The following is a 24,392-nucleotide window of genomic DNA, read 5'->3' as shown; positions in this document are numbered from 1 at the left end:
CATGGCGAAGATCAAGAAGGGTGACCTGGTTCAGGTCATCACCGGAGCGACGCAGGAGCGTGGCGGCGACCGCGGCAAGCAGGGCAAGGTCCTCGAGGTCCTCGCCGAGAAGAACCGCGTGATCGTCGAAGGCGTGAACTACGTCACCAAGCACACGCGTGTCGGACAGACGCAGCGTGGCACCAAGACGGGCGGCCTCGAGACTGTCGAGGCCTCCATCCACATCTCGAACGTCGCACTCGTCGACCCCTCGACCAAGAAGCCGACCAAGGTCGGTCACCGTGTCGAGGAGCAGACCAAGGACGGCGTCAAGCGCACCGTCCGCGTGCGCTTCGCGAAGAAGAGCGGTAAGGACCTCTGATGGCAACGACCGACGCCGCGGTGGCTGGCAAGATCCAGCCCCGCCTGAAGGCGAAGTACAACGCCGAGATCAAGAAGGCGATGCAGGACGAGTTCGGTTACTCGAACGTCATGCAGATCCCCGGTCTGGTCAAGGTCGTCGTGAACACCGGTGTCGGCGAGGCAGCTCGCGACAGCAAGGTGATCGATGGTGCGGTCGACGACCTCACCAAGATCACCGGCCAGAAGCCGATCGTCACGAAGGCCCGTAAGTCCATCGCGCAGTTCAAGCTGCGTGAGGGTCAGGCCATCGGCGCGCACGTCACCCTCCGCGGTGACCGTGCGTGGGAGTTCGTCGACCGCCTCGTCTCGCTCGCACTGCCCCGCATCCGCGACTTCCGCGGACTGTCGGCCAAGCAGTTCGACGGCAACGGCAACTACACCTTCGGTCTCCAGGAGCAGAGCGTGTTCCACGAGATCGACCAGGACAGGATCGACCGGGTCCGCGGTTTCGACATCACCGTCGTCACCACCGCGAAGACGGACGACGAGGGTCGCGCTTTGCTGCGTCACCTCGGCTTCCCGTTCCGGACGGACGACGCCCAGGCGTAACACCTTTGACGGGCTCAGCGGCCGATGGTCACTGAGCCCGTCGAAGTGCACGTACAATTGAAGATTGCGTGCTCATCGCAGGCCGTCTGTCGTGTAACGGCAGCCGGAACCTCATGAACGAAGGAAAACACCCATGACAATGACAGACCCGGTCGCAGACATGCTGACCCGTCTGCGCAACGCGAACTCGGCGCACCACGACTCCGTGACCCTGCCGTCGAGCAAGCTCAAGACGCACATCGCCGAGATCCTCCAGCAGGAGGGTTACATCGCCGGTTGGGACACCGCTCCCGCCCGCGTCGGCACCAACCTCACGCTGCAGCTCAAGTACGGTCCCAACCGTGAGCGTTCGATCGCGGGCATCAAGCGCGTGTCGAAGCCCGGTCTCCGCGTGTACGCGAAGTCGACCGAGCTCCCCAAGGTCCTCGGCGGCCTCGGCGTGGCCATCCTGTCCACCTCCTCCGGTCTTCTCACCGACCGTCAGGCTGAGCAGAAGGGCGTGGGCGGAGAAGTTCTCGCCTACGTGTGGTGATCCCAGATGTCGCGTATCGGACGACTTCCCATCGACGTTCCCTCGGGCGTGACCGTTTCGGTCGCCGGCCGTGAGGTCGCGGTGAAGGGCCCCAAGGGTGAACTGACCCTCACGGTGGCCACCCCCATCGAGGTCGCGGTCGAGGAGAACCAGGTTCTCGTCACCCGCCCCGACGACGAGCGCGAGTCGCGGTCGCTCCACGGCCTGACCCGCACTCTCATCAACAACAACATCATCGGCGTGACCCAGGGCTACTCCAAGGGCCTCGAGGTCGTCGGCACCGGTTACCGCGTGGCGCAGAAGGGCAGCTCGGTCGAGTTCGCTCTCGGCTTCTCGCACCCGGTCCTCATCGACCCGCCCGCCGGCATCACGCTCACGGTCGAGGGCACGAACAAGCTCACCGTCAGCGGGATCGACAAGCAGGCTGTCGGCGAGGCAGCTGCCAACATCCGCAAGATCCGCAAGCCCGAGCCGTACAAGGGCAAGGGCGTGCGCTACGCCGGCGAGAACGTGCGTCGCAAGGCCGGAAAGAGTGGTAAGTAACCATGGCTCTCAAGTCAAAGTCTGACGCCCGCGCGCGTCGTCACGCCCGCCTTCGCAAGAAGGTCGTGGGCACCGAGGTGCGTCCGCGCCTCGTCGTCAACCGTTCGGCTCGCCACGTCTTCGTGCAGCTCGTCGACGACAGCAAGGGTCACACCGTGGCGTCGGCTTCGACGCTCGAGACCGACCTGCGCGGGTTCGAGGGTGACAAGACCGCCAAGGCTCGCAAGGTCGGCGAGCTCGTCGCCGAGCGTGCGAAGGCCGCCGGCGTTTCCGAGGCAGTGTTCGACCGTGGCGGTAACCGCTACGCGGGTCGTGTCGCCGCCATCGCCGAGGGCGCTCGTGAAGGAGGCCTGGCACTGTGAGTGACAACAAGGAGAACGAAGTGACCGAAGCGGCTGCTGCCACTTCCGAGACCGCTGCAGGCACCACGCAGTCCGAGCCGTCTCGCGACCAGCGCGACGGCCGCCGTGGCGGCCGTGGTGACCGCAACCAGGGTGGTCGCGACCGCAACTCCCGCGACCGTGGCGACAACCAGTTCCTGGAGCGCGTCGTCACCATCAACCGCGTCTCGAAGGTCGTGAAGGGTGGTCGTCGCTTCAGCTTCACCGCTCTCGTGGTCGTCGGCGACGGCAACGGTCTGGTGGGCGTCGGCTACGGCAAGGCCCGCGAGGTCCCCCTGGCGATCTCGAAGGGTGTCGAAGAGGCCAAGCGCAACTTCTTCCGCGTGCCGCGCGTCGCGAGCACCATCCCGCACCCCGTGCAGGGCGAGGCCGCTGCCGGCGTCGTGCTGCTGCGTCCGGCCGCTGCCGGTACCGGTGTCATCGCGGGTGGTCCTGTGCGCGCCGTGCTCGAGTGCGCCGGAATCCACGACGTGCTGTCGAAGTCGCTCGGCTCGTCGAACACGATCAACATCGTGCACGCGACGGTGGAGGCGCTGAAGCAGCTCGAGGAGCCCCGTGCGGTCGCCGCTCGTCGTGGCCTCGAGTTCGACCAGGTCGCCCCCGCGCGTCTTGTCCGCGCCGAGGCTGACGCCATCGCCGCACAGAAGGTAGGTGCCTGATGGCCGCCCGGCTCAAGGTCACGCAGATCAAGTCCAAGGTGAGTGAGAAGCAGAACCAGCGCGACACGCTGCGTTCGCTCGGTCTCAAGCGGATCGGTGACAGCACCGTCCGCCCCGACGACGCGCAGACGCGCGGCTACGTCAAGACCGTCGCGCACCTCGTGAAGGTTGAGGAGATCGACTAATGGCTGAGAAGAACGAAGCCGTCGAGGCCGAGAAGGCCCCGAAGAAGGCTGCCGCTCCCAAGGCTGCCGCAGAGAAGAAGCCCGCCGCCAAGAAGTCGTCCGCCGCTGCGGCCGACTCCAAGGCCGAGGCTGCCGCCAAGAAGCCCGCCGCCAAGAAGGCTGCGCCGAAGACCGATGCTCCGGCATCGCGTCCCGGCGTCCTCAAGGTGCACCACCTGCGTCCGGTCCCCGGATCCAACACCGCGAAGACCCGTGTCGGTCGCGGTGAGGGTTCCAAGGGTAAGACCGCGGGTCGCGGCACCAAGGGTACGAAGGCGCGCAACACCGTTCGCGTCGGCTTCGAGGGTGGGCAGATGCCTCTGCACATGCGAACCCCGAAGCTGCGCGGGTTCAAGAACCCGTTCCGCGTCGAGTACCAGGTCGTGAACCTGGAGAAGCTCGCGGAGCTCTACCCCCAGGGTGGCGACGTCACCGTGAGCGACCTGGTCGCCAAGGGTGCGGTTCGCAAGAACGAGAAGGTCAAGGTTCTCGGCAACGGCGACATCGCCGTGAAGCTCACCGTCGCGGTCGACAAGGTCTCGGGTTCTGCCGAGCAGAAGATCGTGGCAGCGGGCGGATCCGTCAAGTAACCACTTCGTGAGAGGGGTCGGAGATTCTCCGGCCCCTCTTATGGGTTAGCCTGTTCTTTCAGCCGTCCTTCAGGGACCGGCAACCTTTTCAGGAGGAACGTCCCTTGTTTAGCGCCATCGCGCGGATCTTCCGCACGCCCGACCTGCGTCGGAAGATCGGTTTCACTCTCGCCATCGTCGCGATCTACCGACTGGGCTCCAACGTCCCCGCTCCGTTCGTGAACTTCCCGAACGTCGAGGAGTGCCTCGCACTCAACTCGGGCACTGAGGGACTGCTCGGTCTGGTCAACCTCTTCTCCGGCGGGGCGCTCCTCCAGCTCTCCATCTTCGCGCTGGGTGTGATGCCGTACATCACGGCGACGATCATCACCCAGCTGCTCCGCGTGGTCATCCCGCACTTCGAGGCCCTGCACAAAGAGGGTCAGGCCGGCCAGTCCAAGCTGACGCAGTACACGCGCTACCTCACGATCGCGCTGGCGCTTCTGCAGTCGACCACGCTCGTGACCGTCGCCCGCAGCGGTCAGCTGTTCGGCACCACCGACGTCGCCGCCTGCCAGAACCTGCTCACGAACGACGTGTGGTGGGCGCAGCTGCTCATCATCATGGCGATGACCGCCGGTACGGGCCTCATCATGTGGTTCGCCGAGCTCGTCACCGAGCGCGGCATCGGCAACGGCATGTCGCTGCTCATCTTCACCTCCATCGCCGCGACCTTCCCCGGCGCCATGTGGCTGATCTGGGAGAGCCGCGGTTTCGAGGTCTTCCTGCTCGTGCTCCTCGTCGGCATCATCGTGATGGGGCTCGTCGTATTCGTCGAGCAGTCGCAGCGCCGCATCCCGGTGCAGTACGCGAAGCGCATGGTCGGTCGTCGCACGTTCGGCGGCACCAACACCTACATCCCGATCAAGGTGAACATGGCGGGTGTGATCCCCGTGATCTTCGCATCGTCGCTGCTCTACATCCCTGCCCTGATCGCCCAGTTCAACACCCCGCAGGACGGCTCTGAGCCCGCCGCGTGGGTCACCTGGATCAGCACGTACTTCACCACGGGCAACCACCCGATCTACATGGCGGCGTACTTCCTGCTGATCATCGGCTTCACCTACTTCTACGTCGCGATCACGTTCAACCCGGTTGAGGTCGCCGACAACATGAAGAAGTACGGCGGCTTCATCCCCGGCATCCGTGCCGGTCGTCCGACCGCCGAGTACCTCGACTACGTGCTCACGCGCATCACGCTGCCCGGCTCGATCTACCTCGGTCTGATCGCGCTCATCCCGCTCATCGCCCTCGCCACCGTCGGCGCCAACCAGAACTTCCCGTTCGGCGGCGCCTCGATCCTCATCATCGTCGGTGTGGGTCTCGAGACGGTCAAGCAGATCGATGCGCAGCTCCAGCAGCGTCACTACGAAGGGCTCCTCCGATGACAGCATCCGCTCGTCTCCTCATCGTCGGTCCCCAGGGATCCGGCAAGGGCACGCAGGGTGTCCGCATCGCCGAGTCCTACGGCATCCCCGTCGTCTCGACCGGCGACATGTTCCGCGCGAACATCAAAGAGGGCACGCCACTCGGGCAGCAGGTCACCGAGATCCTCGACAGGGGCGATCTCGTCCCCGACGAGCTGACCAGCGAGATCGTGCGAGACCGCCTGTCGCAAGATGACGCGGCGAACGGATTCCTGCTCGACGGATACCCGCGCAACACAGCGCAGGTGGCGCACCTCGAGGAGTTCCTCGGCGCACGGGGCGAGTCCCTCGACGCGGTCATCCTGCTCGACGTGCCCCGCGACGAGAGCATGGCGCGTCTGAAGCTCCGCGCAGCGGAGCAGGGACGCTCCGACGACACGGAAGCTGCGATCGCCCACCGCCTCGACATCTACGAGCACGAGACGGCCCCGATCCTCGAGGTGTACGGCGAGCGGGGCATCGTCGACCGCATCGACGGCGTCGGTTCGCTCGACGAGATCACCGATCGCGTGTTCGCGGCGCTGGCCGCCCGCGGCCTGCGTCTCGCCGCCTGATCGCCTCACGATGTTCCGCCGGTCGATCTACAAGACCCCCGCTCAGCTCCGCTCGATGGTGGAGCCGGGTCTCATCACGGCCGCGGCGCTGGATGCCGTTCGTCCGCTGATCCGCCCGGGGGTGACGACGCTCGAGCTCGATGCCGAGGCGAATCGCGTCATCCTCGAGCGCGGGGCCGAGTCGAACTTCCAGCTCGTGCGCGGTTACCGCCACACAACCTGCATCTCGGTCAACGAGGAGGTCGTGCACGGCATCCCGGGTGAGCGGGTTCTCGAAGCGGGCGACATCGTCTCAATCGACTGCGGAGCTCAGTACCAGGGCTGGAACGGCGACAGCGCGATCACGGTCGTCGTCCGCGACGACACCCGCCCCGAGCTCGTCGCTCGCCGCGAGGAGCTCTCCCGTGTCACCGAGGGGTCGATGTGGGCGGGCATCGCGGCCATGGCCTCGGCATCGCACCTGGGCGACCTCGGTGCGGCGATCCAGGGATACATCGAGGCGCAGGGCGTCTCTGAGGTGTCCGGCCGCACGTACGGCATCCTGCGCGAGTACGTGGGCCACGGCATCGGCCGCAAGATGCACGAGGCGCCGAGCGTGTTCAACTACCGCACTCCCGACCCCGGGGCAGAGGTCAAGCCCGGGCTCGTGCTCGCGATCGAACCCATGGTGACCGCCGGCGGCGAGGAGACCTTCGTCGAGGAGGACGACTGGACCGTCTCGACCACCGACGGCTCCGACGGCTCGCACTGGGAGCACAGCGTCGCGGTGCACGCGCAGGGCATCTGGGTGCTCACCGCGCCCGACGGGGGAGCGGCGGGCCTCGCGCCGTTCGGCGTGACCCCCGCACCGATCGCGTAACGAGGTCGTATCGGCCCCGGCCGTCACAACCGGCGCATAGGTTTCTGCGGGCACAATGGATGTGTATGGGTGCGCATGCACCCGCAGACTTCAAGCCGGGTCCGTTCTGAGCGGGCCTCGACAGAAACGGAACCCCATGGCAGCCGCGAAGAGCAGCAACACCAACTGGTTCGTGATCGGCGTCTCGGCGGCCGTGGTGGTCGTGCTGGCCGTCCTCGCCTTCGTCGTCGTCCTCCTCAACAACCAGGCGACCGACCCTGGGGCGGCGCCCGCGAGCAATGACACCTTCAACTCCGACACCGGGTCGATCGGCTTCGGCGACGGGGAGGATACCGTGTCGGTCTTCGTCGATTTCCAGTGCCCCGTCTGCAAGAGCTTCGAGGAGCAGTACGGTGCCGAGCTGGAGGCCGCCGCCGCGGACGGCCGCATCACGCTCGAGTACCACCCGATCGCCATCCTCGACCGCTACTCGCAGGGCACGGACTACTCGTCCCGCTCGGCGGGTGCTGCGGTCTGCGTCGCCGAGTCCAACCCCGACCTCTACCTCGACTACGCGAAGACGCTGTTCGACAACCAGCCCGCCGAGAACTCGTCCGGTCTGACCAACGATCAGCTGGCGGACTACGCGACGCAGGTAGGTGCTGATGATGCGGTGTCCTGCATCACCGACGAGACCTACCGCAAGTTCGGCGCGGCGCAGGCAAAGAAGAACGAGATCGGCGGCACCCCGACGGTCGAGATCAACGGCACGCGCCTCAACCTCCAGGACCAGGCGGACTTCAAGCAGTTCACCGATCTGCTCGGCTGATCGGCTCCGCGCACGAAACGGGAGTTCCGGCATCCTGCTCAGGTTGCCGGAACTCCCGTCGTCGTCTAACATAGATCTTTGGTGCCTTGTGCCTTGATTCGGCGTGTCCGAGTCGGTGAGACACCGCAATCCCACTCACAACGCAGATCGACCGGTCTGCAGAAGCGCAAGCGAGGCTATGGCTAAGAAAGACGGTGTCATCGAGATCGAGGGCGTGATCTCCGAGGCTCTGCCCAACGCGATGTTCCGCGTTGAGCTCTCCAACGGACACAAGGTCCTGGCAACGATCTCCGGAAAGATGCGGCAGAACTACATCCGCATCATCCCCGAGGACCGCGTGGTCGTGGAGCTCAGCCCCTACGACTTGACCCGCGGCCGCATCGTCTACCGCTACCGCTGATCGGTCGAGAAGTAACACCCCAGGCATCACGCCTGCCCGGTGAAGACAGCGAACAGGAATCATCATGAAGGTCAACCCCAGCGTCAAGCCCATCTGCGATCACTGCAAGGTGATCCGCCGTCACGGCCGCGTCATGGTGATCTGCAAGAGCAACCCGCGCCACAAGCAGCGCCAGGGCTGATCTCCCAGATCTGACTCACAACTCAATACAGGTCGCGTGAGCGTGGGGGCGTCTTGCTCCGCTCTCTCACGGGCCGAAAGAACTGGCAGGATCAGATCCCACTCCGGTGGGGGACACCTCGGGGCGGAGGCCCGAGCACCGATCCTGCTCCACACCTCCATCACACTCAGGAGAACCGCATGGCACGTCTTGCCGGCGTTGACATCCCGCGCGACAAGCGCGTGGTGATCGCCCTTACCTACATCTACGGCGTCGGCCGTACCCGCTCGGTCGAGATCCTCAAGGCGACCGAGATCGACGAGAGCATCCGCGTGAAGGACCTCAGCGACGACCAGCTGATCGCCCTCCGCGACCACATCGAAGGCAACTACAAGGTGGAGGGTGACCTGCGCCGCGAGGTCGCCGCAGACATCCGCCGCAAGGTCGAGATCGGCTCCTACGAGGGCATCCGCCACCGTCGTGGCCTCCCGGTCCGTGGTCAGCGCACCAAGACCAACGCCCGTACCCGCAAGGGCCCGAAGCGCACCGTCGCAGGCAAGAAGAAGGCCCGCTAAGCGCGGCCCCAGGGACTAGGAGAACACTTTCATGGCTGCACCCAAGGCCGCCGCGCGCAAGCCGCGCCGCAAGGAGAAGAAGAACATCGCGCTGGGCCAGGCCCACATCAAGTCGACGTTCAACAACACCATCGTTTCGATCACCGACCCGTCCGGCGCCGTCATCGCCTGGGCATCGTCGGGTGGCGTGGGCTTCAAGGGCTCGCGCAAGTCGACCCCGTACGCCGCCGGTATGGCTGCCGAGTCCGCCGCCCGCCAGGCTGCGGAGCACGGCGTCAAGAAGGTCGACGTCCTCGTGAAGGGTCCGGGCTCCGGCCGCGAGACCGCGATCCGCTCGCTCCAGGCCGCCGGCCTCGAGGTCGGCTCGATCTCGGACGTCACCCCGCAGGCGCACAACGGCTGCCGCCCGCCGAAGCGTCGCCGCGTCTGACCCGGCTCGTTGAGCCGCTCGCCCTCACGGGTGAGCGGCTCGACGCCCGTCAGCGGGCATCGACTTCCACAACTCAAGACCTCACCCACCACATGTCATATAGCGGTCATGTGATCGAAAGGAACACAGAGTGCTCATTGCACAGCGTCCCACACTCACCGAGGAAAAGATCGTCGAGAACCGGAGCCGGTTCATCATCGAGCCTCTGGAGCCCGGCTTCGGATACACGATCGGCAACGCGCTCCGTCGCAGCCTGCTGTCGTCGATCCCCGGTGCCGCCGTCACGAGCGTTCGCATCGACGGCGTGCTGCACGAGTTCAGCACCATCCCCGGCGTGAAGGAGGATGTCACCGAGATCATCCTCAACATCAAGCAGCTCGTCGTCTCGAGCGAGCGCGACGAGCCCATCACGGCGTACCTGCGCAAGACCGGTGCCGGTGAAGTGACCGCCGCCGACATCTCGGCTCCGGCCGGTGTCGAGGTGCACAACCCCGAGCTCGTCATCGCGACGCTGAACGACACCGCGAAGTTCGAGCTGGAGCTCACCATCGAGCGCGGCCGCGGCTACGTCTCCGCGACGCAGAACCGCAACGAGTACGCCGAGGCCGGTCAGATTCCGATCGACTCGATCTACTCGCCCGTGCTGAAGGTCAGCTACCGCGTCGACGCGACCCGTGCCGGGGAGCGCACCGACTTCGACAAGCTCGTGCTGGACGTCGAGACGAAGAACTCGATCAGCCCCCGCGACGCCGTCGCGTCGGCTGCCAAGACGCTCACCGAGCTGTTCGGCCTCGCCCGCGAGCTGAACGTCGAGGCCGAGGGCATCGAGATCGGCCCGGCGCCGGTGGAGGCTGTGAACTCCAGCGAGCTGTCGATGCCGATCGAGGACCTCGATCTCTCCGTGCGCTCGTACAACTGCCTGAAGCGCGAAGGCATCAACACCGTGTCGGAGCTCGTCGCCCTCTCGGAGACGCAGCTCATGAACATCCGCAATTTCGGCCAGAAGTCGGTCGACGAGGTGCGCGACAAGCTCATCTCGCTCGGTCTGTCGCTCAAGGATTCGGTGCCCGGTTTCGACGGCGCCCACTTCTACGGCGGCAGCGAAGACGAGTCCTTCTGATACCCGACCCTTCCTGACCAGGAGTTAGACGATTATGCCCAAGCCCACCAAGGGTCCCCGCCTCGGAGGCGGCCCCGCCCACGAGCGCCTGCTGCTTGCCAACCTCGCGGCGGCTCTCTACACCCACAAGTCCATCAAGACGACCGAGACGAAGGCCAAGCGCCTGCGTCCGCTCGCCGAGCGTCTGATCACCTTCGCCAAGCGCGGAGACCTGCACGCCCGTCGTCGCGTCCTCTCGGTCATCGGTGACAAGGACGTCGTGCACACGCTGTTCGCCGAGATCGCTCCGCTCGTCGCGGACCGCGAGGGTGGCTACACGCGCATCACAAAGGTCGGCAACCGCAAGGGTGACAACGCTCCCATGGCCGTGATCGAGCTCGTCCTCGAGCCCGTCACGCCGAAGGCGAAGTCGACCAAGAAGGCTGCTCCGGCTGCCGCTGCGCCCGCCGCTGAGGAGAAGCCGGCCGAGGAGGCTCCCGCCGAGGAGACCACCGAGGACGCTCCCGCCGACGAGGCCGCTGCTGACGCCGGCGCCGAGTCGCAGGCCGAAGGCGAGGCCGCTGAGGCCTCCGCCGAGGACGCTGTCGAGAACAAGTAATCTCGCAACGCTCGAAGCCCGCCATCCCTCACGGGGTGGCGGGCTTCGTCGTGCGTGGGGAGGCGCGCAGCGTGTCGGAGATACCTCCGGTCGCAGTTCGTGCCGCGCGAGAGCGAGTTCGGCGGCACGAATCGCGACGGGAACAGGTGGGGGCCCCGCTCAGCGGACGCGCAGATCCTTGCGGAGGATCTTGCCGGAGGTCGACTTCGGGATCGCGTCGATGAACTCGACCTGACGCACCTTCTCGTGCGGCGCCACGAGGGCTGCGACGTGCGCGATGACGGCATCCGCATCGAGCACCGCGCCCTGCTGCAGGACCACGAACGCCTTCGGCACCTCCTGGCCCTCGTCATCCGGAGCACCGATCACGGCCGCATCGGCGATAGACGGATGCTCGAGCAGCACAGCCTCGAGCACGGCCGGGGCGACCTGGTAGCCCTTGTACTTGATGAGCTCCTTGAGCCGATCGACGATGCGGAAGACTCCGTCGGCCGTGACCGTGGCGACGTCGCCGGTGCGCAGCCACCCGTCGCCATCCAGCATCTCGGCCGTGGCATCGGGGCGGTTCAGATATCCGGCCATCACCTGCGGCCCGCGGATGACGATCTCTCCCGGTTCGCTCGCGCCGGTGTCGGGCACGGCCACATCGCTGCCGTCCTCGTCGAGCAGCCGTGCCTCGGTGTTCGCGAGCAGCACCCCGACGGTGGATCGGTCGATCTCGGGGCGGTCGTAGGGGATGGCGTGGGTGACCGGGCTGGTCTCTGTCATGCCGTATCCCTGGCACACCACGCAGTCGAGGCGGGTGGCCACGGCTGTGGCGAGTGCGCCGTCGAGCGGCGCCGCACCCGAGAAGATGACCTTCACCGACGACAGGTCGTAGTCGTCGACGAGCGGATGCTTCGCGAGGGCGACCGCGATCGGCGGGGCGATGAACACCCAGCTCGTGCGGTGCTCCTGCACGACCCGGAGGAACTCTGTGAGATCGAACTTCGGCATCGTCACCAGCGCGGCACGCTGACGAAGAGCGAAGTTCAGGAGCACGGTCATCCCGTAGATGTGGAAGAACGGGAGCACCGCGAGAACGCGGTCGTCGTCGGCCAGCGAGATCGTCGAGCGACACTGGCTCACGTTGGCGACGAGGTTGCGGTGTGTGAGCATGACGCCCTTGGGGCGCCCGGTCGTTCCCGAGGAGTAGGGCAGCACGGCGAGATGCGTGGCGGGGTCGAACGAGACCTCGGGTGCGCGACGCCCTTCGCCGAGGAGCGAGGGCAGCGACGGGTGGCCGTCCGCGCCGTCGAGCACGATGACGTGGTCTGCGTCGATGCCGACGCGGTCGGCCGCGGCGCGGGCGCCAGGCAGCAGAGGGGAGACGGTGACGAGCCAGGTGGCTCCGGCATCCGTCAACTGGTTGGCGATCTCATCGGCCGTGTAGAGCGAGTTGATCGTCGTCGCGGTCGCCCCCGCACGCAGGATGCCGTGGAACACCGTCGCGAACGCCGGCACGTTCGGACACAGAACCCCGACGACGGTTCCGACCTCGACACCGCGGTGGGCGAGCGCACCCGCGAAGAGATCGATCTGTCCGACGAGCTGTCGGTAGGTGGTCGTCGCCCCGCTCAGGCCGTCGATGAGGGCCACGGCGTCGAGCCGCTCCTCGTCGAGATCGCCGAACAGGAAGTCGTGGATGGAGGTCTCGGGGATCTCGACATCGGGAAAGGAACTGCGCACCATGAGATCTCCTTCGATCCGGGTCGGGACGGCGTCGTCCGGTGCGCTCCAGTGTCGCACGAAAGGGCACTCAGTCCCAGGGAGATCCTGGTGCGGATCTCGAGAGTAGGCTGGTGCGGTGACTGATGCGCCGACCCTGAACCGTGGGCCTCGCGCCGTCGTCTCCTTCATCGGCATCGGCCTCACCGCCGGCCTCCTCTCCGGGCTCTTCGGGGTGGGCGGCGGCACGGTCATCGTCCCGCTGCTCGTGCTGCTGCTGCACTTCAACCAGCGGCTCGGCGCCGGCACCTCGCTCGCGGCCATCGTGCCCACGGCCACGGTCGGCGTCATCTCGTACGCGGTGCACGGCTCTGTCGCGTGGATCCCGGCCCTGATCCTCGCCGCGGGGTCGGTCGTCGGCGCGCAGATCGGCACCCGGTTGCTGCCCCGCATCTCGCAGACCACGCTGCGCTGGTTCTTCGTCGGCTTCCTGGTCGTCGTGATCGTGAGCCTGTTCCTCGTGATCCCCTCGCGCGACGCCGTCTTCGAGCTGTCGGTCCTCAGCGGGATGGCGCTCGTCGTGGTGGGCGTCGCGACCGGCATCCTCTCGGGGCTCATCGGCGTCGGCGGCGGGATCGTCGTCGTCCCCGTCCTCATGCTCGCGTTCGGCACGAGCGACCTCGTGGCCAAGGGCACTTCGATGCTCATGATGATCCCGACCGCGATCTCCGGCACGATCGGAAACCTTCGGAACCACAACGTCGACATCGTCGCGGCAGCCGTCGTCGGCGTCTCGGCGTGCGCCACCACCGCGCTCGGCGCCTGGCTGGCGACGATCATCGATCCCGGTGTCGCGAACATGCTGTTCGCGGCATACCTCGTGGTGATCGCCGTGCAGATGGCGATGAAGGCGATCAAGGGCCGCCGCAAGAAGGACTGAGCCCCGCTTTCCTCCGGTCCTCCTGGTCGTCGTCCCGATGGTGAGAACGTAGGATCGAGGGGTGGCAGTGAACCAAGAACTGATCAGTCGGGAGTTCCCGCCGACCGCCCCGTACCTCGTCGGCCGTGAGAAGGTGCGCGAGTTCGCGCGTGCGGTCTTCGCCGACGCCGCGCAGCACACCGACGTCGACGCCGCGCGCGCCGCCGGCTTCGACGACGTGGTCGCACCGCCGACGTTCGCGATGGTGATCCAGGACCTCACGCTGCAGCAGCTGCTGAGCGAGGAGGACTCCGGTATCGTGCTCGCCCGGACGATCCACGCCGAGCAGCGCTTCGCGTACACGCGGCCGATCGTCGCGGGTGATGAGCTCACGGCGCAGCTGCGCGTCACCGGCATCCGCATGATGGGCGGCAACGCCATGATCACGAGCGAGGCGGCGATCGCGGATGCCGAGGGCGCGCACGTCGTGACCGCGACGAGCGTCCTGCTCGTCGGCGCGGAAGAGGGAGCGCAGTGATGTCGTACGCCATCGGAGACGTCATCGCGGAGCGCACCGTCCACCTCACGCGCGAGTTGCTCGTGCGCTACGCCGGAGCGTCCGGCGACTTCAACCCGATCCACTACCGCGACGACGTCGCCGCGGCCGTCGGGCTTCCCGGCGTGCTCGCGCACGGGATGCTGACGATGGGAATCGCCTCGTCGGTCGTCGTCGCGGCGCTCGAGCCGACAGCCCGCGTGCTCGACTACGGAGTGCGCTTCACGAAACCGGTCGTCGTCGACCCCGAGTCCGGAGCCGACCTGCACGTGCTCGCGACCGTCGGCGCCGTCGACGAGAACGCGGTCCGGGTCGACCTCAAGGTGACGTTCGCCGAGACGACCGTGCTCGTCAAGGCGCAGCTCCGCATCGCCGCGTGATGGGGGAGACCGCTGTGCACGAGGTGGAGCCCCTACGACTCTCGACGCTGACGACCCTGCGCACCGGCGGTGCACCGGAGCGGATGCTGGAGGCCTCCACGCGCGCCGAGCTGATCGGTGCGCTCACCGACGTATGGTCGCGCGGCGAGGAGCTGCTCGTTCTCGGCGGAGGGTCGAACCTCTTCGTCGGCGACGACCCTTTCGAGGGGACCGTGATCCGCATCCTGACCCGCGGCATCGAGGAGCTGCCGTCGCCGCACCCCGGCCGGATCCGCCTGCGGGTCGAGGCGGGCCACGGGTGGGACGACCTCGTGGCCTACGCCGTGGATCGCGGGTACGCCGGACTCGAGGCGATGAGCGGCATCCCGGGCACCGTCGGCGCCGCCCCCGTGCAGAACATCGGCGCCTATGGACAGGAGATCCAGGAGACATTGGTCGACGTCGAGCTGATCGACCAGTCGACCGGCGTCGTGTCGACCGTGCCGGCCGCAGAGCTCGGGCTCGGCTTCCGCACCTCGGTCTTCAAGCACCACTACGGCAGCGAGCCGCAGCGTCGCGCAGTGATCCTGTCGGTGACCGTCGACCTGCTCGTGGCGCGGGAGCGGATCGTGCGCGGCGAACAGCTGCGGCGTGCGCTCGGGCTGACCTCCGACGACCCCGTGCCGCTGGCATGGGTGCGCGACCGCATCCTCGCCACTCGGGCCTCGAAGGGCATGCTGTGGGATGCCGACGACCTCGACACCCACGGCGTCGGCTCGTTCTTCCAGAACGCGATCGTCCCCGAGGCCGTGGCCAGGGCGCTCCCGCCGGAGTGCCCGCGGTGGCCCGTGTCTCCCGATCTCGACGCGGTGACGGTGATCCCGCTGCACGCGTATGAGGGCCTCGTGCCCGCGGCGAAGACCGAGGCGCCCGACGTCAAGGTCAGCGCCGCGTGGCTGATCGAGCAGGCCGGCATCCGCAAGGGGTTCAAGCTCCCTCGGTCCCGAGCCTCCGTCTCGACGAAGCACGCGCTCGCGCTCACGAACCGCGGTGGGGCGACGGCCGCCGAGGTCTCGGAACTCGCGCGCTTCATCCAGAGCCGCGTGCACTCCGAGTTCGGACTCGTGCTGCAGCCCGAGCCGGTGCTGCTCGGCGTCGAGCTGTAGGCGACGTCCTCGGATCGTCGTACACTCGCGGCATGAGCGGACTGATCCCGTACCTGCTGTTCCCCGGAAACGCCGCGGAGGCGCTCGAACTGTATCGATCCGTCTTCGGCGGTGAGCTGCAGACGATGAGCTATGCGGATGCCGGTCGGCACGACGGACCCGGTGACGCGATCGCGCACGGGCAGCTGACGGGGCCGGTCGCGCTCGCGGGGGCGGATGCCGGAGCCGACGACGACGCCGTGCAGATGAGCGGCATGTTCCTGTCGCTGCTCGGCACCTCCGACGCCTCGACGCTCACGAGCTGGTTCGACCGGCTGTCAGCGGGAGGGCGCGTGATCGACGCCCTGCAGAAGCGGCCGTGGGGCGACTACGACGGCACGCTCGTCGACCGCTACGGCATCCGCTGGCTGATCGGTTTCCAGGGGGACTGAGCGCGCCGCGGCGAGGTGTGCGGATCGGCGGCCGGCGCTGCGGGAGGTGCGGCGCGTTTCGTCTCGTCGCTGCGCTCCTCGCTCAACGACCCACGGTTCTACGGTCGTTGAGCGAGCGCAGCGAGACGAAACGGGTCAGGACGCGAAGAGCCGCTGCAGGCGCTGGACGCCGGCGAGCAGCTGGTCGTCGCCCAGCGCGTACGACATGCGGATGTAGCCCGACGGGCCGAAGGCCTCTCCGGGAACGACGGCGACCTCGGCCTGCTCGAGGATGAGATCGGCGAGCTCGAGCGATGTCGTGGGCGTCACGCCGCCCCAGCTGCGACCGAGCAGGCCCTGCACGTCGGGGTACACGTAGAACGCGCCGAGCGGGTTCGGCACGACGAGGCCGTCGATCTTCGACAGCTCCGAGACGATGAGACGGCGGCGACGGTCGAACGCCTCGCGCATCTGCTCCGCCTCGGTCTGCGGGCCGTTGAGCGCCGCGATCGCCGCCTTCTGGGCGACGTTGTTCACGTTGCTCGACAGGTGCGACTGCAGGTTGCCGGCGATCTTGATCGCGTCGGTCGGGCCGACCATCCAGCCGACGCGCCAACCGGTCATGGCGTAGGTCTTGGCGACGCCGTTGACGAGGATGGTCTGGCCGGCCACCTCGGGGACGGCCGCGACGATCGAGGTCGCCGCGGTGCCCTCGTACGTGAGGTTCTGGTAGATCTCGTCCGAGACCACCCATATGCCGTGCTCGAGCGCCCACTCGCCGATGGCCTTCGTCTCGTCGGCCGTGTACACCGAACCGGTGGGGTTCGACGGCGACACGAACACGAGCACGGTGGTGCGCTCGGTGCGGGCGGCTTCGAGCTGCTCGACGGTCACCTTGTAATCCTGGTCGGCGCCCGCGAAGACCTCGACGGGGATGCCGTCGGCGAGGCGGATCGCCTCGGGGTAGGTCGTCCAGTACGGCGCCGGCAGCAGCACCTCGTCGCCAGGGTTCACCACGGCCTGGAAGGCCTGATACACCGACTGCTTGCCGCCGTTGGTCACGATGACCTGGCCGGGCGAGACCTCCAGGCCCGAGTCGCGCAGCGTCTTCGCCGCGATCGCCTCCCGCAGGGCGGGCAGGCCGGGGGCCGGCGTGTACCGGTAGCTGGCCGGGTCGGCCAGCGCCTCGGCCGCAGCATCCACGATGAACTGCGGCGTGGCGAAGTCGGGCTCACCGGCGGCGTACGAGATGACATCCTTGCCCTCGGCCTTGAGGGCCTTGGCCTTGGCGTCGACCTTGAGGGTCGCCGATTCTGCGATGGCGGACAGCTTGCGGGAGAGGGGTGCGCGTTCGGTCACGGTATCGAGCGTACCCGGGCTGACCGGCTGGGCGGAGGGGCGGACGGCGACAAGATTGCGGGTTCTTTCGCGTCGTCCGGCTCAGGCTGAGGTGAAGCCGTGGGCCTGGGCGACGGCATCCAGCGTGATGCGTCCGCCCTGCACGTTCAGCCCCTTCGCGAGCGCCGGGTCGTCGGCGGCAGCCCGTGCCCATCCCTTGCCGGCGATCGCCGAGACATAGGGGAGTGTGGCGTTCGTGAGCGACCGCGTCGCGGTCTCGGGGACGGCGCCCGGCATGTTCGCGACGCAGTAGTAGATCGACTCGTGCACGGGGAAGGTCGGGTCGTCGTGCGTGGTCGGACGCGATCCCTCGAAGCATCCGCCCTGGTCGATCGCGATGTCGACGAGCACCGAGCCCGCCTTCATGCCGGCGACCATCTCGTCGGTGACGAGCTTGGGCGCAGCCGCACCCGGGATCAGCACGGACCCGATCACGAGGTCGGCCGTGCTCAGCGCCTCGGCGATGTCGTATCGACTGGACGCCCGGGTCTCGAGGGCGCCGCCGTAGCGGTGCTCGAGCTCACGCAGTCTCGGCAGCGAGATGTCGATCACGGTGACCTGGGATCCCAGGCCCAGCGCGTTCGCCGCCGCGTGCTCGCCGGCGACGCCGCCGCCGATCACGACGGTCTTCGCCCGGGGTGCTCCCGCGATGCCGCCCATCAGCACGCCGCGTCCGCCAGCCGACCGCATGAGCGAGTACGAGCCCATCGTGACCGAGAGGCGACCGGCGATCTCGCTCATCGGGATGAGGAGGGGGAGGCTGCGGTCGGGCAGCTGCACGGTCTCGTACGCGACGGCCGTCGTGCCGGCGTCGACGAGCGCCGAGGTCAGCGCCCGGTCGGCTGCGAGGTGGAGGTAGGTGAAGAGCGTGAGGTCGTCGCGCAGGAAGCCGTACTCCTGGGCGATCGGTTCCTTGACCTTGATGAGCAGCTCGGCCTCACCCCAGGTCTCCTCGGCGGTGTCGACGATCTCGGCTCCCGCGGCGCGATAGGCGTCGTCGGAGATGCCCGATCCGATGCCTGCTCCGGACTGGACCAGCACGCGATGGCCCTCGTGGACGAGCCGATCGGCGCCCGCAGGGGTGAGGGCGGTGCGGTTCTCGTTGTTTTTGACCTCGGTGGGTACGCCGATCCTCATCGATCCTCCTGTGTCGGTGCGTGAGATCAGGATCGCAGAAACATCGTCACAGCGACAGAATCACTGAAGAACCTTCGGAATCGCAGCATATCCTGCATAATCGTTCGCATGACTACGACCCCCGACCCGGCCGGGCCGAACACCCTTCGGGCGCCGGCGCTCGATGCCGTCGACCGCCGCATCGTCCAGTTGCTGAGCGCGGACGGACGCATGACCAATGCCGAGCTCGCGAATCACCTCGGCGTCGCCCCCTCGACCGCGCACGCCCGACTTCGCGCACTCGTCGAGCGTGGCGTGATCTCCGGCTTCCACGCGAGCGTCGACGAGCGGATGCTGGGCTCCGGCCTGCAGGCGGTGATCGGCGTGACGCTGCGCCCCAGCGGCCGGCGCGAGAGCATCGTCGAGTTCGCCGACCGGGTGCGGGTGCTGCCCCAGGTCATCCAGGTGTTCTTCCTCGGCGGCGACGACGACTTCCTGCTGCACATCGCCGTGGCCGACTCGTCCGAGATGCGCGAGTTCGTGCTCGAGCACCTGTCGGCGCAGGCGAGCGTCGCCTCGACGCGCACGAGCATCGTGTTCGACTACCACCGCAACTCGGTCGCCGCGTCGTTCCGCTGATCCGTGGGATCAGAGCGGGCCCGGCCCCCGGTCAGGCGCCGAAGGATGCCGGGAGCGCGCAGTAGTCCGCGAAGCGCCGGGAGGGATTCGCCGGGTCGGTCACGTCGACGAGGGCCGAGGCGATCGAGTGCGGCGGCTCATCGCCCGCGAGCTGCCAGAGCGTGAAGTTCCAGAGCCCGCGGGACTTCTCGCTCAGCAGCGACGCCGGACCCGAGACGATCAACGCCGTGCCCGGGGCGGCCGCCGCACGGAACGGTGCGATCACGTCGGCGCGCAGCGCCTCGTCGGCGTCCTCGGCGGTGTGCGCCCGCTCGACCGTCTGACCCGCTTGGGTCAGGGCGGCGGCGAGGTCATCGGCCGCGAGGCGCGAGCGCTCGGCATCCGCTCCCGCCACGGCAAGAAGGCGCTTCCCGCGCGGGTAGAGGTGCAGGAATTCCGAGGCGATCCCGTTCCAGACGTCGGTCATGAATTCAGGCTACGCCCGCACGGAGGGGCGGGGGTCGGAACGCAGGAGGGCACGGATGCCGCGCGGCATCCGGGCCCTCTGCTGCCCGATCAGTCCTCGACGAGGAAGCGCGAGTAGGCGCCGACGGTGAGGAACGCGGGGAACTCCGGCTGCAGCGCGACCTCGCGGAACACGTCGGCGGCGTCGTCGAAGCGGTCGCCGGCCGATCGGGTGGCTCGCGCCAGGACGTCGGTGATGAGTTCTTCGACGTAGTCCGCCGTGATCGGTGTGCCGTCGTCGGTGGTGCGGTCCTGATGGATCCACTGCCACACCTGCGAGCGGCTGATCTCGGCCGTCGCCGCATCCTCCATGAGGTTGTCGATCGCCACGGCGCCGAGTCCGCGCAGCCAGGCCTCGAGGTAGCGGATCGCCACCGAGACGTTGTCGCGCACGCCCTGCGCGGTGATCGGGCGGCCGATGTGCAGGTCCAGCAGGTCGGATGCGCGGACGTGCACCTCTTCGCGCCGGCGGTCGACCTGGTTTGGGCGGTCGCCGAGCACGGCGTCGAACTCGGCCTGGGCGGTGGGGATGAGGTCGGGATGGGCGACCCACGTGCCGTCGAAGCCGTCGCCCGCCTCGCGCTTCTTGTCGGCCGACACCTTCTCGATCGCCCGAGCGGTGACCTCGGGGTCGCGCCGGTTGGGGATGAACGCGCTCATGCCGCCGATGGCATACGCCCCGCGCTTGTGGCAGGTCTGCACGAGCAGCTCGGTGTAGGCCCGCATGAACGGCACGGTCATCGTCACCTCGCTGCGGTCCGGGAGCACGAAGCGGGCGCCGCGGCCGCGGTAGTTCTTGATGATCGAGAAGATGTAGTCCCAGCGTCCGGCATTGAGCCCGGCGCAGTGCTCGCGCAGCTCGTACAGGATCTCGTCCATCTCGAACGCGGCAGGCAGCGTCTCGATCAGCACGGTCGCGCGGATCGTGCCATGGGGGATGCCGATGTACTCCTCGCTGAACGAGAAGACGTCGTCCCAGAGCTTCGCCTCCTCGCTCGACTCGATCTTCGCGAGGTAGAAGTACGGCCCACGGCCGTTTGCGATGAGCTGCTGCGCGTTGTGCAGGAAGTACAGCCCGAAATCGACAAGGGAACCGGATGCCGCGGTGCGGCGCCCCGCGCGGTCGATGAACGCGGCGTGCTTCTCGGGCAGGTGCCAGCCACGTGGGCGCATCACGATCGTCGGGGTGCGCTCCGCCGTGACGCGGTACTCCTTGCCCTCGGGGGACGTGAACGAGAGCTCTTCGCGGATCGCGTCGCGGAGCGACAGCTGCCCCTCGATCACGTTCTTCCAGGTGGGGCTCGTGGCATCCTCCTGGTCGGCGAGCCAGACCCGCGCCCCGGAGTTCAGCGCGTTGATCGTCATCTTCGGGTCGGTGGGGCCGGTGATCTCGACGCGACGGTCTTCGAGGCCGGGTCCGGCGCCGGCGACTCGCCAGGAGGCGTCTTCGCGGATGTGCCGGGTGTCGTCGCGGAAGCGCGGGTCGTGGCCGTTGCCGATCTCGAAGCGCCGCCGCATCCGATCGGCGAGGCGGTCATGCCGACGTGAGGCGAAGCGATGGTGCAGCTCGGTGAGGAACGCGATCGCCTCTGGTGTGAGGATCTCGGCGTACCGCTCGCGCAGCGGTCCGGTGATCGTGATCGCCGGACCCTGCTGAGTGGTCTGGATGGGCGCGGTGGTCGGGGGAGCGGTGGGAGTGGTCATGATGCGTCCTTTGCTGATGCTGAGACCCCGGATTCCCGCCGAGACCCCGTGCTGGTGACGTCAGCAGGGCGGGGTCTCGGCGACAACCGGGGGTCTCGGCGGAGAGGGGGGGAGGGGGGGAGGGGGTCAGTGGAACTGCGCGGTCTCGGTGGAGCCGGCGAGGGCGAGCGTCGCGCTGTCGGGGTTGAGCGCGGTCGAGATGACGTCGAAGTAGCCGGTGCCCGCCTCGCGCTGGTGCTTGGTGGCGGTGTAGCCGTCGGCTTCGGCGGCGAACTCGGCCTCCTGCAACTCGACGTACGCGCTCATGGCGCGCTCGGCGTAGCCGCGGGCGAGGTCGAACATGGAGTGGTTCAGGGCGTGGAAGCCGGCCAGGGTGATGAACTGGAACTTGTAGCCCAGATCGGCGAGCTCGCGCTGGAACGTCGCGATCTCGGCATCCGAGAGGTGTCGCTTCCAGTTGAAGCTCGGCGAGCAGTTGTACGCGAGCAGCTTGCCGGGGAACTCCGCGTGGACCGCCGCGGCGAACTCGCGGGCGAGCGCGATGTCGGGCTCGCCCGTCTCGACCCAGAGCAGGTCGGCGTACGGAGCGAAGGCGAGACCGCGGCTGATGACCGACTCGATGCCGGCGCGGACGCGGTAGAAGCCCTCGGGCGTGCGCTCGCCGGTGGTGAACCGCTGGTCGCGCTCGTCGACGTCGCTGGTCAGCAGGTCGGCCGCGAGAGCATCCGTCCGGGCGATGATGACGGTCGGCACGCCGGCGACGTCGGCGGCGAGACGCGCCGCGTTCAGGGTGCGGATGTGCTGCTGCGTCGGCACGAGCACCTTGCCGCCGAGGTGGCCGCACTTCTTCTCACTGGCGAGTTGATCCTCCCAGTGGATCGCCGCGGCGCCGGACTGGATCAGCGACTGCGCGAGCTCGTAGGCGTTGAGCGGGCCGCCGAAGCCGGCCTCGGCATCCGCCACGATCGGCGCGAGCCAGTCCTGGGTGACGTTCCCCTCGGCGTGCTCGAGCTGGTCCTGGCGCAGCAGCGCGTTGTTGATGCGCCGAACGACCGCCGGCACCGAGTTCGCGGGGTACAGCGACTGGTCGGGATAGGTCTGCCCCGCGAGGTTGCCGTCGGCGGCGACCTGCCACCCCGAGAGGTAGATGGCCTTGAGCCCGGCGCGCACCTGCTGCACGGCCTGCCCACCGGTGTATGCGCCGAGCGCCCGCACGTACTCCTCGGTGTGCAGCAGGTTCCAGAGGTTCTCGGCACCGCGGTGGGCGAGGGTGGAGTCCTCACGGACAGAGCCACGGATGCGGATGACGTCGTCTGCCGTGTAGGTGCGCGCGACGCCGTCCCAGCGCGGGTCGGTGTCCCAGATCTCCTGCAGCTCAGCGGCCGTCTGGACCTGGTCGCCCGCCCGCAGACCGGCGGGGCGAGGGGTGCGGTTCTCAGCGGTGTTCGACATGGTGTCTCCTTCATCGGATCCCGGCGGCGGTGCCGGGTGGTTTGTGATCAACCATCCGTGAAGAGTGGCCGGGATACCCGACGTTTTCCATGTGAAGATCGCCCGAAATTCTGTTTCTGTGACAGAATCGCCGCCATGGACGCCCTCAGCGACGAGAACGACACCGACGCCCTCACGATCGGACGGCGCATCAGGCAGCTGCGCACGGCACGCGGGATGACGCTCGACGACCTCGCTTCGACCGTGGACCGGGCACCGAGTCAGCTGTCGATGATCGAGACGGGCAAGCGCGAGCCCAAACTCACGCTGCTGCAGACGATCGCCCGCGCGCTGGGCGTCACGATCGACGCGCTGCTCGAGGGGGAGCCGCTCGACGAGCGCAGCGCCGCAGAGATCGCGCTCGAGCGGGCCATGAAGGGGCAGACGTTCCAGGCGCTCGGCATCGAGCCGTTCCGCATCGCGAAGAGCGTGCCGACGGAGGCGCTTCGCGCACTGCTCGCACTGCACGGCGAGATCGACAGGCTCCGCGACGAGCGTGCTGCCACCCCCGAGGAGGCCCGGCGCGCGAACGTCGATCTGCGGCACCTCATGCGACGCCAGGACAACCACTTCGCCGACCTGGAGGCCAAGGCGTCCGAGATCCTCGCCGCCGTGCGGCATCCCGGCGGCCCGCTCACGCAGCGGACGGCATCCGAGATCGCCGCCTACCTCGGCTTCACACTGCACTACGCGCCGGACCTGCCGCAGACCACGCGCAGCGTCGCCGACCTCGCGAACGGCCGGCTCTACCTGTCGAGTGCGGTGCCGGCGAAGGGTGATGCCCGCACCGCGGTGCTGCAGGCGCTGTCGAGCAGGATCCTCGGGCATGCCGAGCCGCGCAGCTACGCCGAGTTCCTCCGCCAGCGGGTCGAGACCAACTACCTCACCGGGGCCCTCCTCATCCCCGAGGCCCACGTCGTGCCCGCGCTGCAGGAGGCCAAGGCTCGGCGATCGATCTCGATCGAAGACCTGCGCGACGCGTACTCCGTCTCGTACGAGACCGCGGCGCACCGCTTCACCAATCTCGCGACGCGCCACCTCGGCATCCCGGTGCACTTCCTCAAGGTGCACGAATCGGGCACCATCACGAAGGCGTATGAGAACGACGACGTGAACTTCCCGACCGACCGCCTCGGAGCGATCGAGGGGCAGATGTGCTGCCGGCGCTGGACGAGCCGCGTGGTGTTCGAGGAGGACGACCGGTTCAACCCGTACTACCAGTACACCGACACGGGAAACGGGACGTACTGGTGCACCGCCCGCGTCGAGGCGTCGAGCGAGGGGCTGCATTCGGTGAGCGTGGGGGTGCGTTTCGACGACACGAAGTGGTTCGTGGGTAGAGACACCCCGCACCGTGGCGTCTCGAAGCACTCGATCGAGGTGTGCTGCCGCCGCGCGCCTGCCGAGCTGGAGGAGCGGTGGCGCGAGCACTCCTGGCCGAACGTGAAGACGCCGCGCACCCTGCTCGCGACGCTGCCGACCGGGTCGTTCCCCGGGGTGGACACGACCGACGTGTACGAGTTCCTCGAGGCGCACGCGCCGCGCTGAGTGCT

General features: G+C 67.9%; 31 protein-coding genes. 25 read left to right on the top strand and 6 right to left on the bottom strand.

Annotated features, from left to right (window positions below; genetic code table 11):
* The first annotated feature begins 1 nt into the window (after nucleotide 1).
* From rplX to rplQ, 18 genes are all read left to right on the top strand, one after another.
* Entirely contained in the window at nucleotides 2-361 is a 360-nt protein-coding gene (gene rplX, locus FSY98_RS04270) for a 50S ribosomal protein L24 (RefSeq protein WP_144874263.1), read from the top strand.
* Nucleotides 361-951 (top strand): 50S ribosomal protein L5, encoded by a 591-nt coding sequence (gene rplE, locus FSY98_RS04265; protein ID WP_144874261.1) that lies wholly within the window; start codon nucleotides 361-363, stop codon nucleotides 949-951. The genes rplX and rplE overlap by 1 nt, the downstream gene beginning before the upstream one ends.
* Before the next feature lie 133 nt (nucleotides 952-1,084).
* On the top strand, nucleotides 1,085-1,483 hold the full coding sequence (gene rpsH, locus FSY98_RS04260; protein ID WP_144874259.1) for a 30S ribosomal protein S8: 399 nt from the start codon (nucleotides 1,085-1,087) through the stop codon (nucleotides 1,481-1,483).
* 6 nt (nucleotides 1,484-1,489) lie between these two features.
* Nucleotides 1,490-2,026 carry a 50S ribosomal protein L6 gene (gene rplF, locus FSY98_RS04255; RefSeq protein ID WP_144874257.1) on the top strand — a complete coding sequence of 179 codons (537 nt, stop codon included), beginning with the start codon at nucleotides 1,490-1,492 and terminating at the stop codon, nucleotides 2,024-2,026.
* Nucleotides 2,027-2,028: 2 nt separating this feature from the next.
* Complete coding sequence (rplR, locus tag FSY98_RS04250; protein WP_096715099.1) at nucleotides 2,029-2,388, top strand: 50S ribosomal protein L18; 360 nt, start codon at nucleotides 2,029-2,031, stop codon at nucleotides 2,386-2,388.
* The gene (gene rpsE / locus FSY98_RS04245; protein WP_096715100.1) at nucleotides 2,385-3,086 is read left to right on the top strand and encodes a 30S ribosomal protein S5; all 702 of its coding nucleotides are present in this window, start codon (nucleotides 2,385-2,387) and stop codon (nucleotides 3,084-3,086) included. The genes rplR and rpsE overlap by 4 nt, the downstream gene beginning before the upstream one ends.
* A complete protein-coding gene (gene rpmD, locus FSY98_RS04240) occupies nucleotides 3,086-3,271 on the top strand; it encodes a 50S ribosomal protein L30 (protein WP_067121122.1) in 186 nt (61 codons plus the stop codon). The genes rpsE and rpmD overlap by 1 nt, the downstream gene beginning before the upstream one ends.
* Complete coding sequence (rplO, locus tag FSY98_RS04235) at nucleotides 3,271-3,900, top strand: 50S ribosomal protein L15 (RefSeq protein WP_144874255.1); 630 nt, start codon at nucleotides 3,271-3,273, stop codon at nucleotides 3,898-3,900. The genes rpmD and rplO overlap by 1 nt, the downstream gene beginning before the upstream one ends.
* A 104-nt stretch (nucleotides 3,901-4,004) precedes the next feature.
* Nucleotides 4,005-5,327: a preprotein translocase subunit SecY gene (secY, locus tag FSY98_RS04230; protein WP_096715102.1), complete on the top strand. Its 1,323-nt coding sequence runs from the start codon at nucleotides 4,005-4,007 to the stop codon at nucleotides 5,325-5,327.
* Nucleotides 5,324-5,920: an adenylate kinase gene (locus FSY98_RS04225; protein ID WP_144874253.1), complete on the top strand. Its 597-nt coding sequence runs from the start codon at nucleotides 5,324-5,326 to the stop codon at nucleotides 5,918-5,920. Before secY ends, FSY98_RS04225 begins: the two co-directional genes overlap by 4 nt.
* A 10-nt stretch (nucleotides 5,921-5,930) precedes the next feature.
* Complete coding sequence (gene map, locus FSY98_RS04220; protein WP_144874251.1) at nucleotides 5,931-6,779, top strand: type I methionyl aminopeptidase; 849 nt, start codon at nucleotides 5,931-5,933, stop codon at nucleotides 6,777-6,779.
* A gap of 136 nt (nucleotides 6,780-6,915) precedes the next feature.
* A complete protein-coding gene (locus tag FSY98_RS04215; RefSeq protein WP_144874249.1) occupies nucleotides 6,916-7,587 on the top strand; it encodes a thioredoxin domain-containing protein in 672 nt (223 codons plus the stop codon).
* 178 nt (nucleotides 7,588-7,765) lie between these two features.
* The gene (gene infA / locus FSY98_RS04210) at nucleotides 7,766-7,987 is read left to right on the top strand and encodes a translation initiation factor IF-1 (protein ID WP_017201569.1); all 222 of its coding nucleotides are present in this window, start codon (nucleotides 7,766-7,768) and stop codon (nucleotides 7,985-7,987) included.
* A gap of 64 nt (nucleotides 7,988-8,051) precedes the next feature.
* A complete protein-coding gene (gene rpmJ, locus FSY98_RS04205; protein ID WP_005050492.1) occupies nucleotides 8,052-8,168 on the top strand; it encodes a 50S ribosomal protein L36 in 117 nt (38 codons plus the stop codon).
* Between the two features lie 179 nt (nucleotides 8,169-8,347).
* Nucleotides 8,348-8,722: a 30S ribosomal protein S13 gene (rpsM, locus tag FSY98_RS04200; protein WP_017829190.1), complete on the top strand. Its 375-nt coding sequence runs from the start codon at nucleotides 8,348-8,350 to the stop codon at nucleotides 8,720-8,722.
* A gap of 31 nt (nucleotides 8,723-8,753) precedes the next feature.
* Entirely contained in the window at nucleotides 8,754-9,152 is a 399-nt protein-coding gene (rpsK, locus tag FSY98_RS04195; RefSeq protein ID WP_050722515.1) for a 30S ribosomal protein S11, read from the top strand.
* A 130-nt stretch (nucleotides 9,153-9,282) separates the two neighbouring features.
* Entirely contained in the window at nucleotides 9,283-10,272 is a 990-nt protein-coding gene (locus tag FSY98_RS04190; RefSeq protein WP_144874247.1) for a DNA-directed RNA polymerase subunit alpha, read from the top strand.
* A 34-nt stretch (nucleotides 10,273-10,306) separates the two neighbouring features.
* The gene (gene rplQ / locus FSY98_RS04185; RefSeq protein WP_144874245.1) at nucleotides 10,307-10,870 is read left to right on the top strand and encodes a 50S ribosomal protein L17; all 564 of its coding nucleotides are present in this window, start codon (nucleotides 10,307-10,309) and stop codon (nucleotides 10,868-10,870) included.
* 159 nt (nucleotides 10,871-11,029) lie between these two features.
* Here rplQ and FSY98_RS04180 read toward each other — a convergent pair whose 3' ends face one another.
* The gene (locus FSY98_RS04180) at nucleotides 11,030-12,601 is read right to left on the bottom strand and encodes an AMP-binding protein (RefSeq protein ID WP_144874243.1); all 1,572 of its coding nucleotides are present in this window, start codon (nucleotides 12,599-12,601) and stop codon (nucleotides 11,030-11,032) included.
* Between the two features lie 115 nt (nucleotides 12,602-12,716).
* On the opposite strand from FSY98_RS04180, the gene FSY98_RS04175 reads away from it, so the two are divergent.
* From FSY98_RS04175 to FSY98_RS04155, 5 genes are all read left to right on the top strand, one after another.
* A complete protein-coding gene (locus FSY98_RS04175) occupies nucleotides 12,717-13,517 on the top strand; it encodes a sulfite exporter TauE/SafE family protein (RefSeq protein ID WP_144874241.1) in 801 nt (266 codons plus the stop codon).
* Between the two features lie 61 nt (nucleotides 13,518-13,578).
* Nucleotides 13,579-14,034, top strand: a complete 456-nt coding sequence (locus tag FSY98_RS04170; RefSeq protein WP_144874239.1) for a MaoC family dehydratase N-terminal domain-containing protein — start codon at nucleotides 13,579-13,581, stop codon at nucleotides 14,032-14,034.
* Nucleotides 14,034-14,432 (top strand): MaoC/PaaZ C-terminal domain-containing protein, encoded by a 399-nt coding sequence (locus tag FSY98_RS04165; protein WP_144874237.1) that lies wholly within the window; start codon nucleotides 14,034-14,036, stop codon nucleotides 14,430-14,432. The genes FSY98_RS04170 and FSY98_RS04165 overlap by 1 nt, the downstream gene beginning before the upstream one ends.
* A complete protein-coding gene (locus FSY98_RS04160) occupies nucleotides 14,432-15,577 on the top strand; it encodes a UDP-N-acetylmuramate dehydrogenase (RefSeq protein ID WP_396652322.1) in 1,146 nt (381 codons plus the stop codon). Before FSY98_RS04165 ends, FSY98_RS04160 begins: the two co-directional genes overlap by 1 nt.
* Nucleotides 15,578-15,609: 32 nt before the next feature.
* Nucleotides 15,610-16,008, top strand: a complete 399-nt coding sequence (locus FSY98_RS04155) for a VOC family protein (RefSeq protein ID WP_144874235.1) — start codon at nucleotides 15,610-15,612, stop codon at nucleotides 16,006-16,008.
* Nucleotides 16,009-16,143: 135 nt separating this feature from the next.
* Here the strand turns inward: FSY98_RS04155 and FSY98_RS04150 are convergent, their stop codons facing one another.
* Both FSY98_RS04150 and ald read right to left on the bottom strand, forming a co-directional pair.
* On the bottom strand, nucleotides 16,144-17,346 hold the full coding sequence (locus tag FSY98_RS04150) for a pyridoxal phosphate-dependent aminotransferase (RefSeq protein WP_144874233.1): 1,203 nt from the start codon (nucleotides 17,344-17,346) through the stop codon (nucleotides 16,144-16,146).
* A gap of 81 nt (nucleotides 17,347-17,427) precedes the next feature.
* Nucleotides 17,428-18,522, bottom strand: coding sequence for an alanine dehydrogenase (gene ald, locus FSY98_RS04145; RefSeq protein WP_144874231.1), 1,095 nt, complete (start codon nucleotides 18,520-18,522; stop codon nucleotides 17,428-17,430).
* Nucleotides 18,523-18,630: 108 nt separating this feature from the next.
* On the opposite strand from ald, the gene FSY98_RS04140 reads away from it, so the two are divergent.
* Complete coding sequence (locus FSY98_RS04140) at nucleotides 18,631-19,140, top strand: Lrp/AsnC family transcriptional regulator (protein WP_144874229.1); 510 nt, start codon at nucleotides 18,631-18,633, stop codon at nucleotides 19,138-19,140.
* A 31-nt stretch (nucleotides 19,141-19,171) separates the two neighbouring features.
* Here the strand turns inward: FSY98_RS04140 and FSY98_RS04135 are convergent, their stop codons facing one another.
* The 3 genes from FSY98_RS04135 to aceA form a co-directional block, all read right to left on the bottom strand.
* The gene (locus FSY98_RS04135) at nucleotides 19,172-19,606 is read right to left on the bottom strand and encodes a hypothetical protein (protein ID WP_144874227.1); all 435 of its coding nucleotides are present in this window, start codon (nucleotides 19,604-19,606) and stop codon (nucleotides 19,172-19,174) included.
* A gap of 89 nt (nucleotides 19,607-19,695) precedes the next feature.
* Nucleotides 19,696-21,348 (bottom strand): malate synthase A, encoded by a 1,653-nt coding sequence (gene aceB, locus FSY98_RS04130; protein ID WP_144874225.1) that lies wholly within the window; start codon nucleotides 21,346-21,348, stop codon nucleotides 19,696-19,698.
* 126 nt (nucleotides 21,349-21,474) lie between these two features.
* Entirely contained in the window at nucleotides 21,475-22,800 is a 1,326-nt protein-coding gene (gene aceA, locus FSY98_RS04125) for an isocitrate lyase (RefSeq protein ID WP_144874223.1), read from the bottom strand.
* A 135-nt stretch (nucleotides 22,801-22,935) separates the two neighbouring features.
* Between aceA and FSY98_RS04120 the strand changes: the two genes are divergently transcribed.
* On the top strand, nucleotides 22,936-24,387 hold the full coding sequence (locus FSY98_RS04120; protein ID WP_144874221.1) for a helix-turn-helix domain-containing protein: 1,452 nt from the start codon (nucleotides 22,936-22,938) through the stop codon (nucleotides 24,385-24,387).
* Nucleotides 24,388-24,392: the final 5 nt, after the last annotated feature.

It is taken from the genome of Microbacterium sp. 1.5R (assembly GCF_007667425.1).
Classification (GTDB): Bacteria; Actinomycetota; Actinomycetes; order Actinomycetales; family Microbacteriaceae; genus Microbacterium.
Note: the sequence above shows the minus strand (reverse complement) of the source record. Positions and strands in the feature narration are given on the sequence as shown.

What these genes read in the sequence shown, in the direction of transcription:
- rpsM (WP_017829190.1), top strand. Translation starts at nt 8,348, where the DNA reads ATGGCACGTCTTGCCGGCGTTGACATCCCGCGCGACAAGCGCGTGGTG.
- map (WP_144874251.1), top strand. Translation starts at nt 5,931, where the DNA reads ATGTTCCGCCGGTCGATCTACAAGACCCCCGCTCAGCTCCGCTCGATG.
- rplO (WP_144874255.1), top strand. Translation starts at nt 3,271, where the DNA reads ATGGCTGAGAAGAACGAAGCCGTCGAGGCCGAGAAGGCCCCGAAGAAG.
- aceA (WP_144874223.1), bottom strand. Translation starts at nt 22,800, where the DNA reads ATGTCGAACACCGCTGAGAACCGCACCCCTCGCCCCGCCGGTCTGCGG.
- FSY98_RS04215 (WP_144874249.1), top strand. Translation starts at nt 6,916, where the DNA reads ATGGCAGCCGCGAAGAGCAGCAACACCAACTGGTTCGTGATCGGCGTC.
- rpmD (WP_067121122.1), top strand. Translation starts at nt 3,086, where the DNA reads ATGGCCGCCCGGCTCAAGGTCACGCAGATCAAGTCCAAGGTGAGTGAG.
- FSY98_RS04120 (WP_144874221.1), top strand. Translation starts at nt 22,936, where the DNA reads ATGGACGCCCTCAGCGACGAGAACGACACCGACGCCCTCACGATCGGA.
- ald (WP_144874231.1), bottom strand. Translation starts at nt 18,522, where the DNA reads ATGAGGATCGGCGTACCCACCGAGGTCAAAAACAACGAGAACCGCACC.
- FSY98_RS04155 (WP_144874235.1), top strand. Translation starts at nt 15,610, where the DNA reads ATGAGCGGACTGATCCCGTACCTGCTGTTCCCCGGAAACGCCGCGGAG.
- rplQ (WP_144874245.1), top strand. Translation starts at nt 10,307, where the DNA reads ATGCCCAAGCCCACCAAGGGTCCCCGCCTCGGAGGCGGCCCCGCCCAC.
- rplX (WP_144874263.1), top strand. Translation starts at nt 2, where the DNA reads ATGGCGAAGATCAAGAAGGGTGACCTGGTTCAGGTCATCACCGGAGCG.
- FSY98_RS04180 (WP_144874243.1), bottom strand. Translation starts at nt 12,601, where the DNA reads ATGGTGCGCAGTTCCTTTCCCGATGTCGAGATCCCCGAGACCTCCATC.
- FSY98_RS04135 (WP_144874227.1), bottom strand. Translation starts at nt 19,606, where the DNA reads ATGACCGACGTCTGGAACGGGATCGCCTCGGAATTCCTGCACCTCTAC.
- rplF (WP_144874257.1), top strand. Translation starts at nt 1,490, where the DNA reads ATGTCGCGTATCGGACGACTTCCCATCGACGTTCCCTCGGGCGTGACC.
- rpmJ (WP_005050492.1), top strand. Translation starts at nt 8,052, where the DNA reads ATGAAGGTCAACCCCAGCGTCAAGCCCATCTGCGATCACTGCAAGGTG.
- FSY98_RS04140 (WP_144874229.1), top strand. Translation starts at nt 18,631, where the DNA reads ATGACTACGACCCCCGACCCGGCCGGGCCGAACACCCTTCGGGCGCCG.
- rpsH (WP_144874259.1), top strand. Translation starts at nt 1,085, where the DNA reads ATGACAATGACAGACCCGGTCGCAGACATGCTGACCCGTCTGCGCAAC.
- rplR (WP_096715099.1), top strand. Translation starts at nt 2,029, where the DNA reads ATGGCTCTCAAGTCAAAGTCTGACGCCCGCGCGCGTCGTCACGCCCGC.
- aceB (WP_144874225.1), bottom strand. Translation starts at nt 21,348, where the DNA reads ATGACCACTCCCACCGCTCCCCCGACCACCGCGCCCATCCAGACCACT.
- rpsK (WP_050722515.1), top strand. Translation starts at nt 8,754, where the DNA reads ATGGCTGCACCCAAGGCCGCCGCGCGCAAGCCGCGCCGCAAGGAGAAG.
- FSY98_RS04225 (WP_144874253.1), top strand. Translation starts at nt 5,324, where the DNA reads ATGACAGCATCCGCTCGTCTCCTCATCGTCGGTCCCCAGGGATCCGGC.
- infA (WP_017201569.1), top strand. Translation starts at nt 7,766, where the DNA reads ATGGCTAAGAAAGACGGTGTCATCGAGATCGAGGGCGTGATCTCCGAG.
- FSY98_RS04165 (WP_144874237.1), top strand. Translation starts at nt 14,034, where the DNA reads ATGTCGTACGCCATCGGAGACGTCATCGCGGAGCGCACCGTCCACCTC.
- FSY98_RS04160 (WP_396652322.1), top strand. Translation starts at nt 14,432, where the DNA reads ATGGGGGAGACCGCTGTGCACGAGGTGGAGCCCCTACGACTCTCGACG.
- rplE (WP_144874261.1), top strand. Translation starts at nt 361, where the DNA reads ATGGCAACGACCGACGCCGCGGTGGCTGGCAAGATCCAGCCCCGCCTG.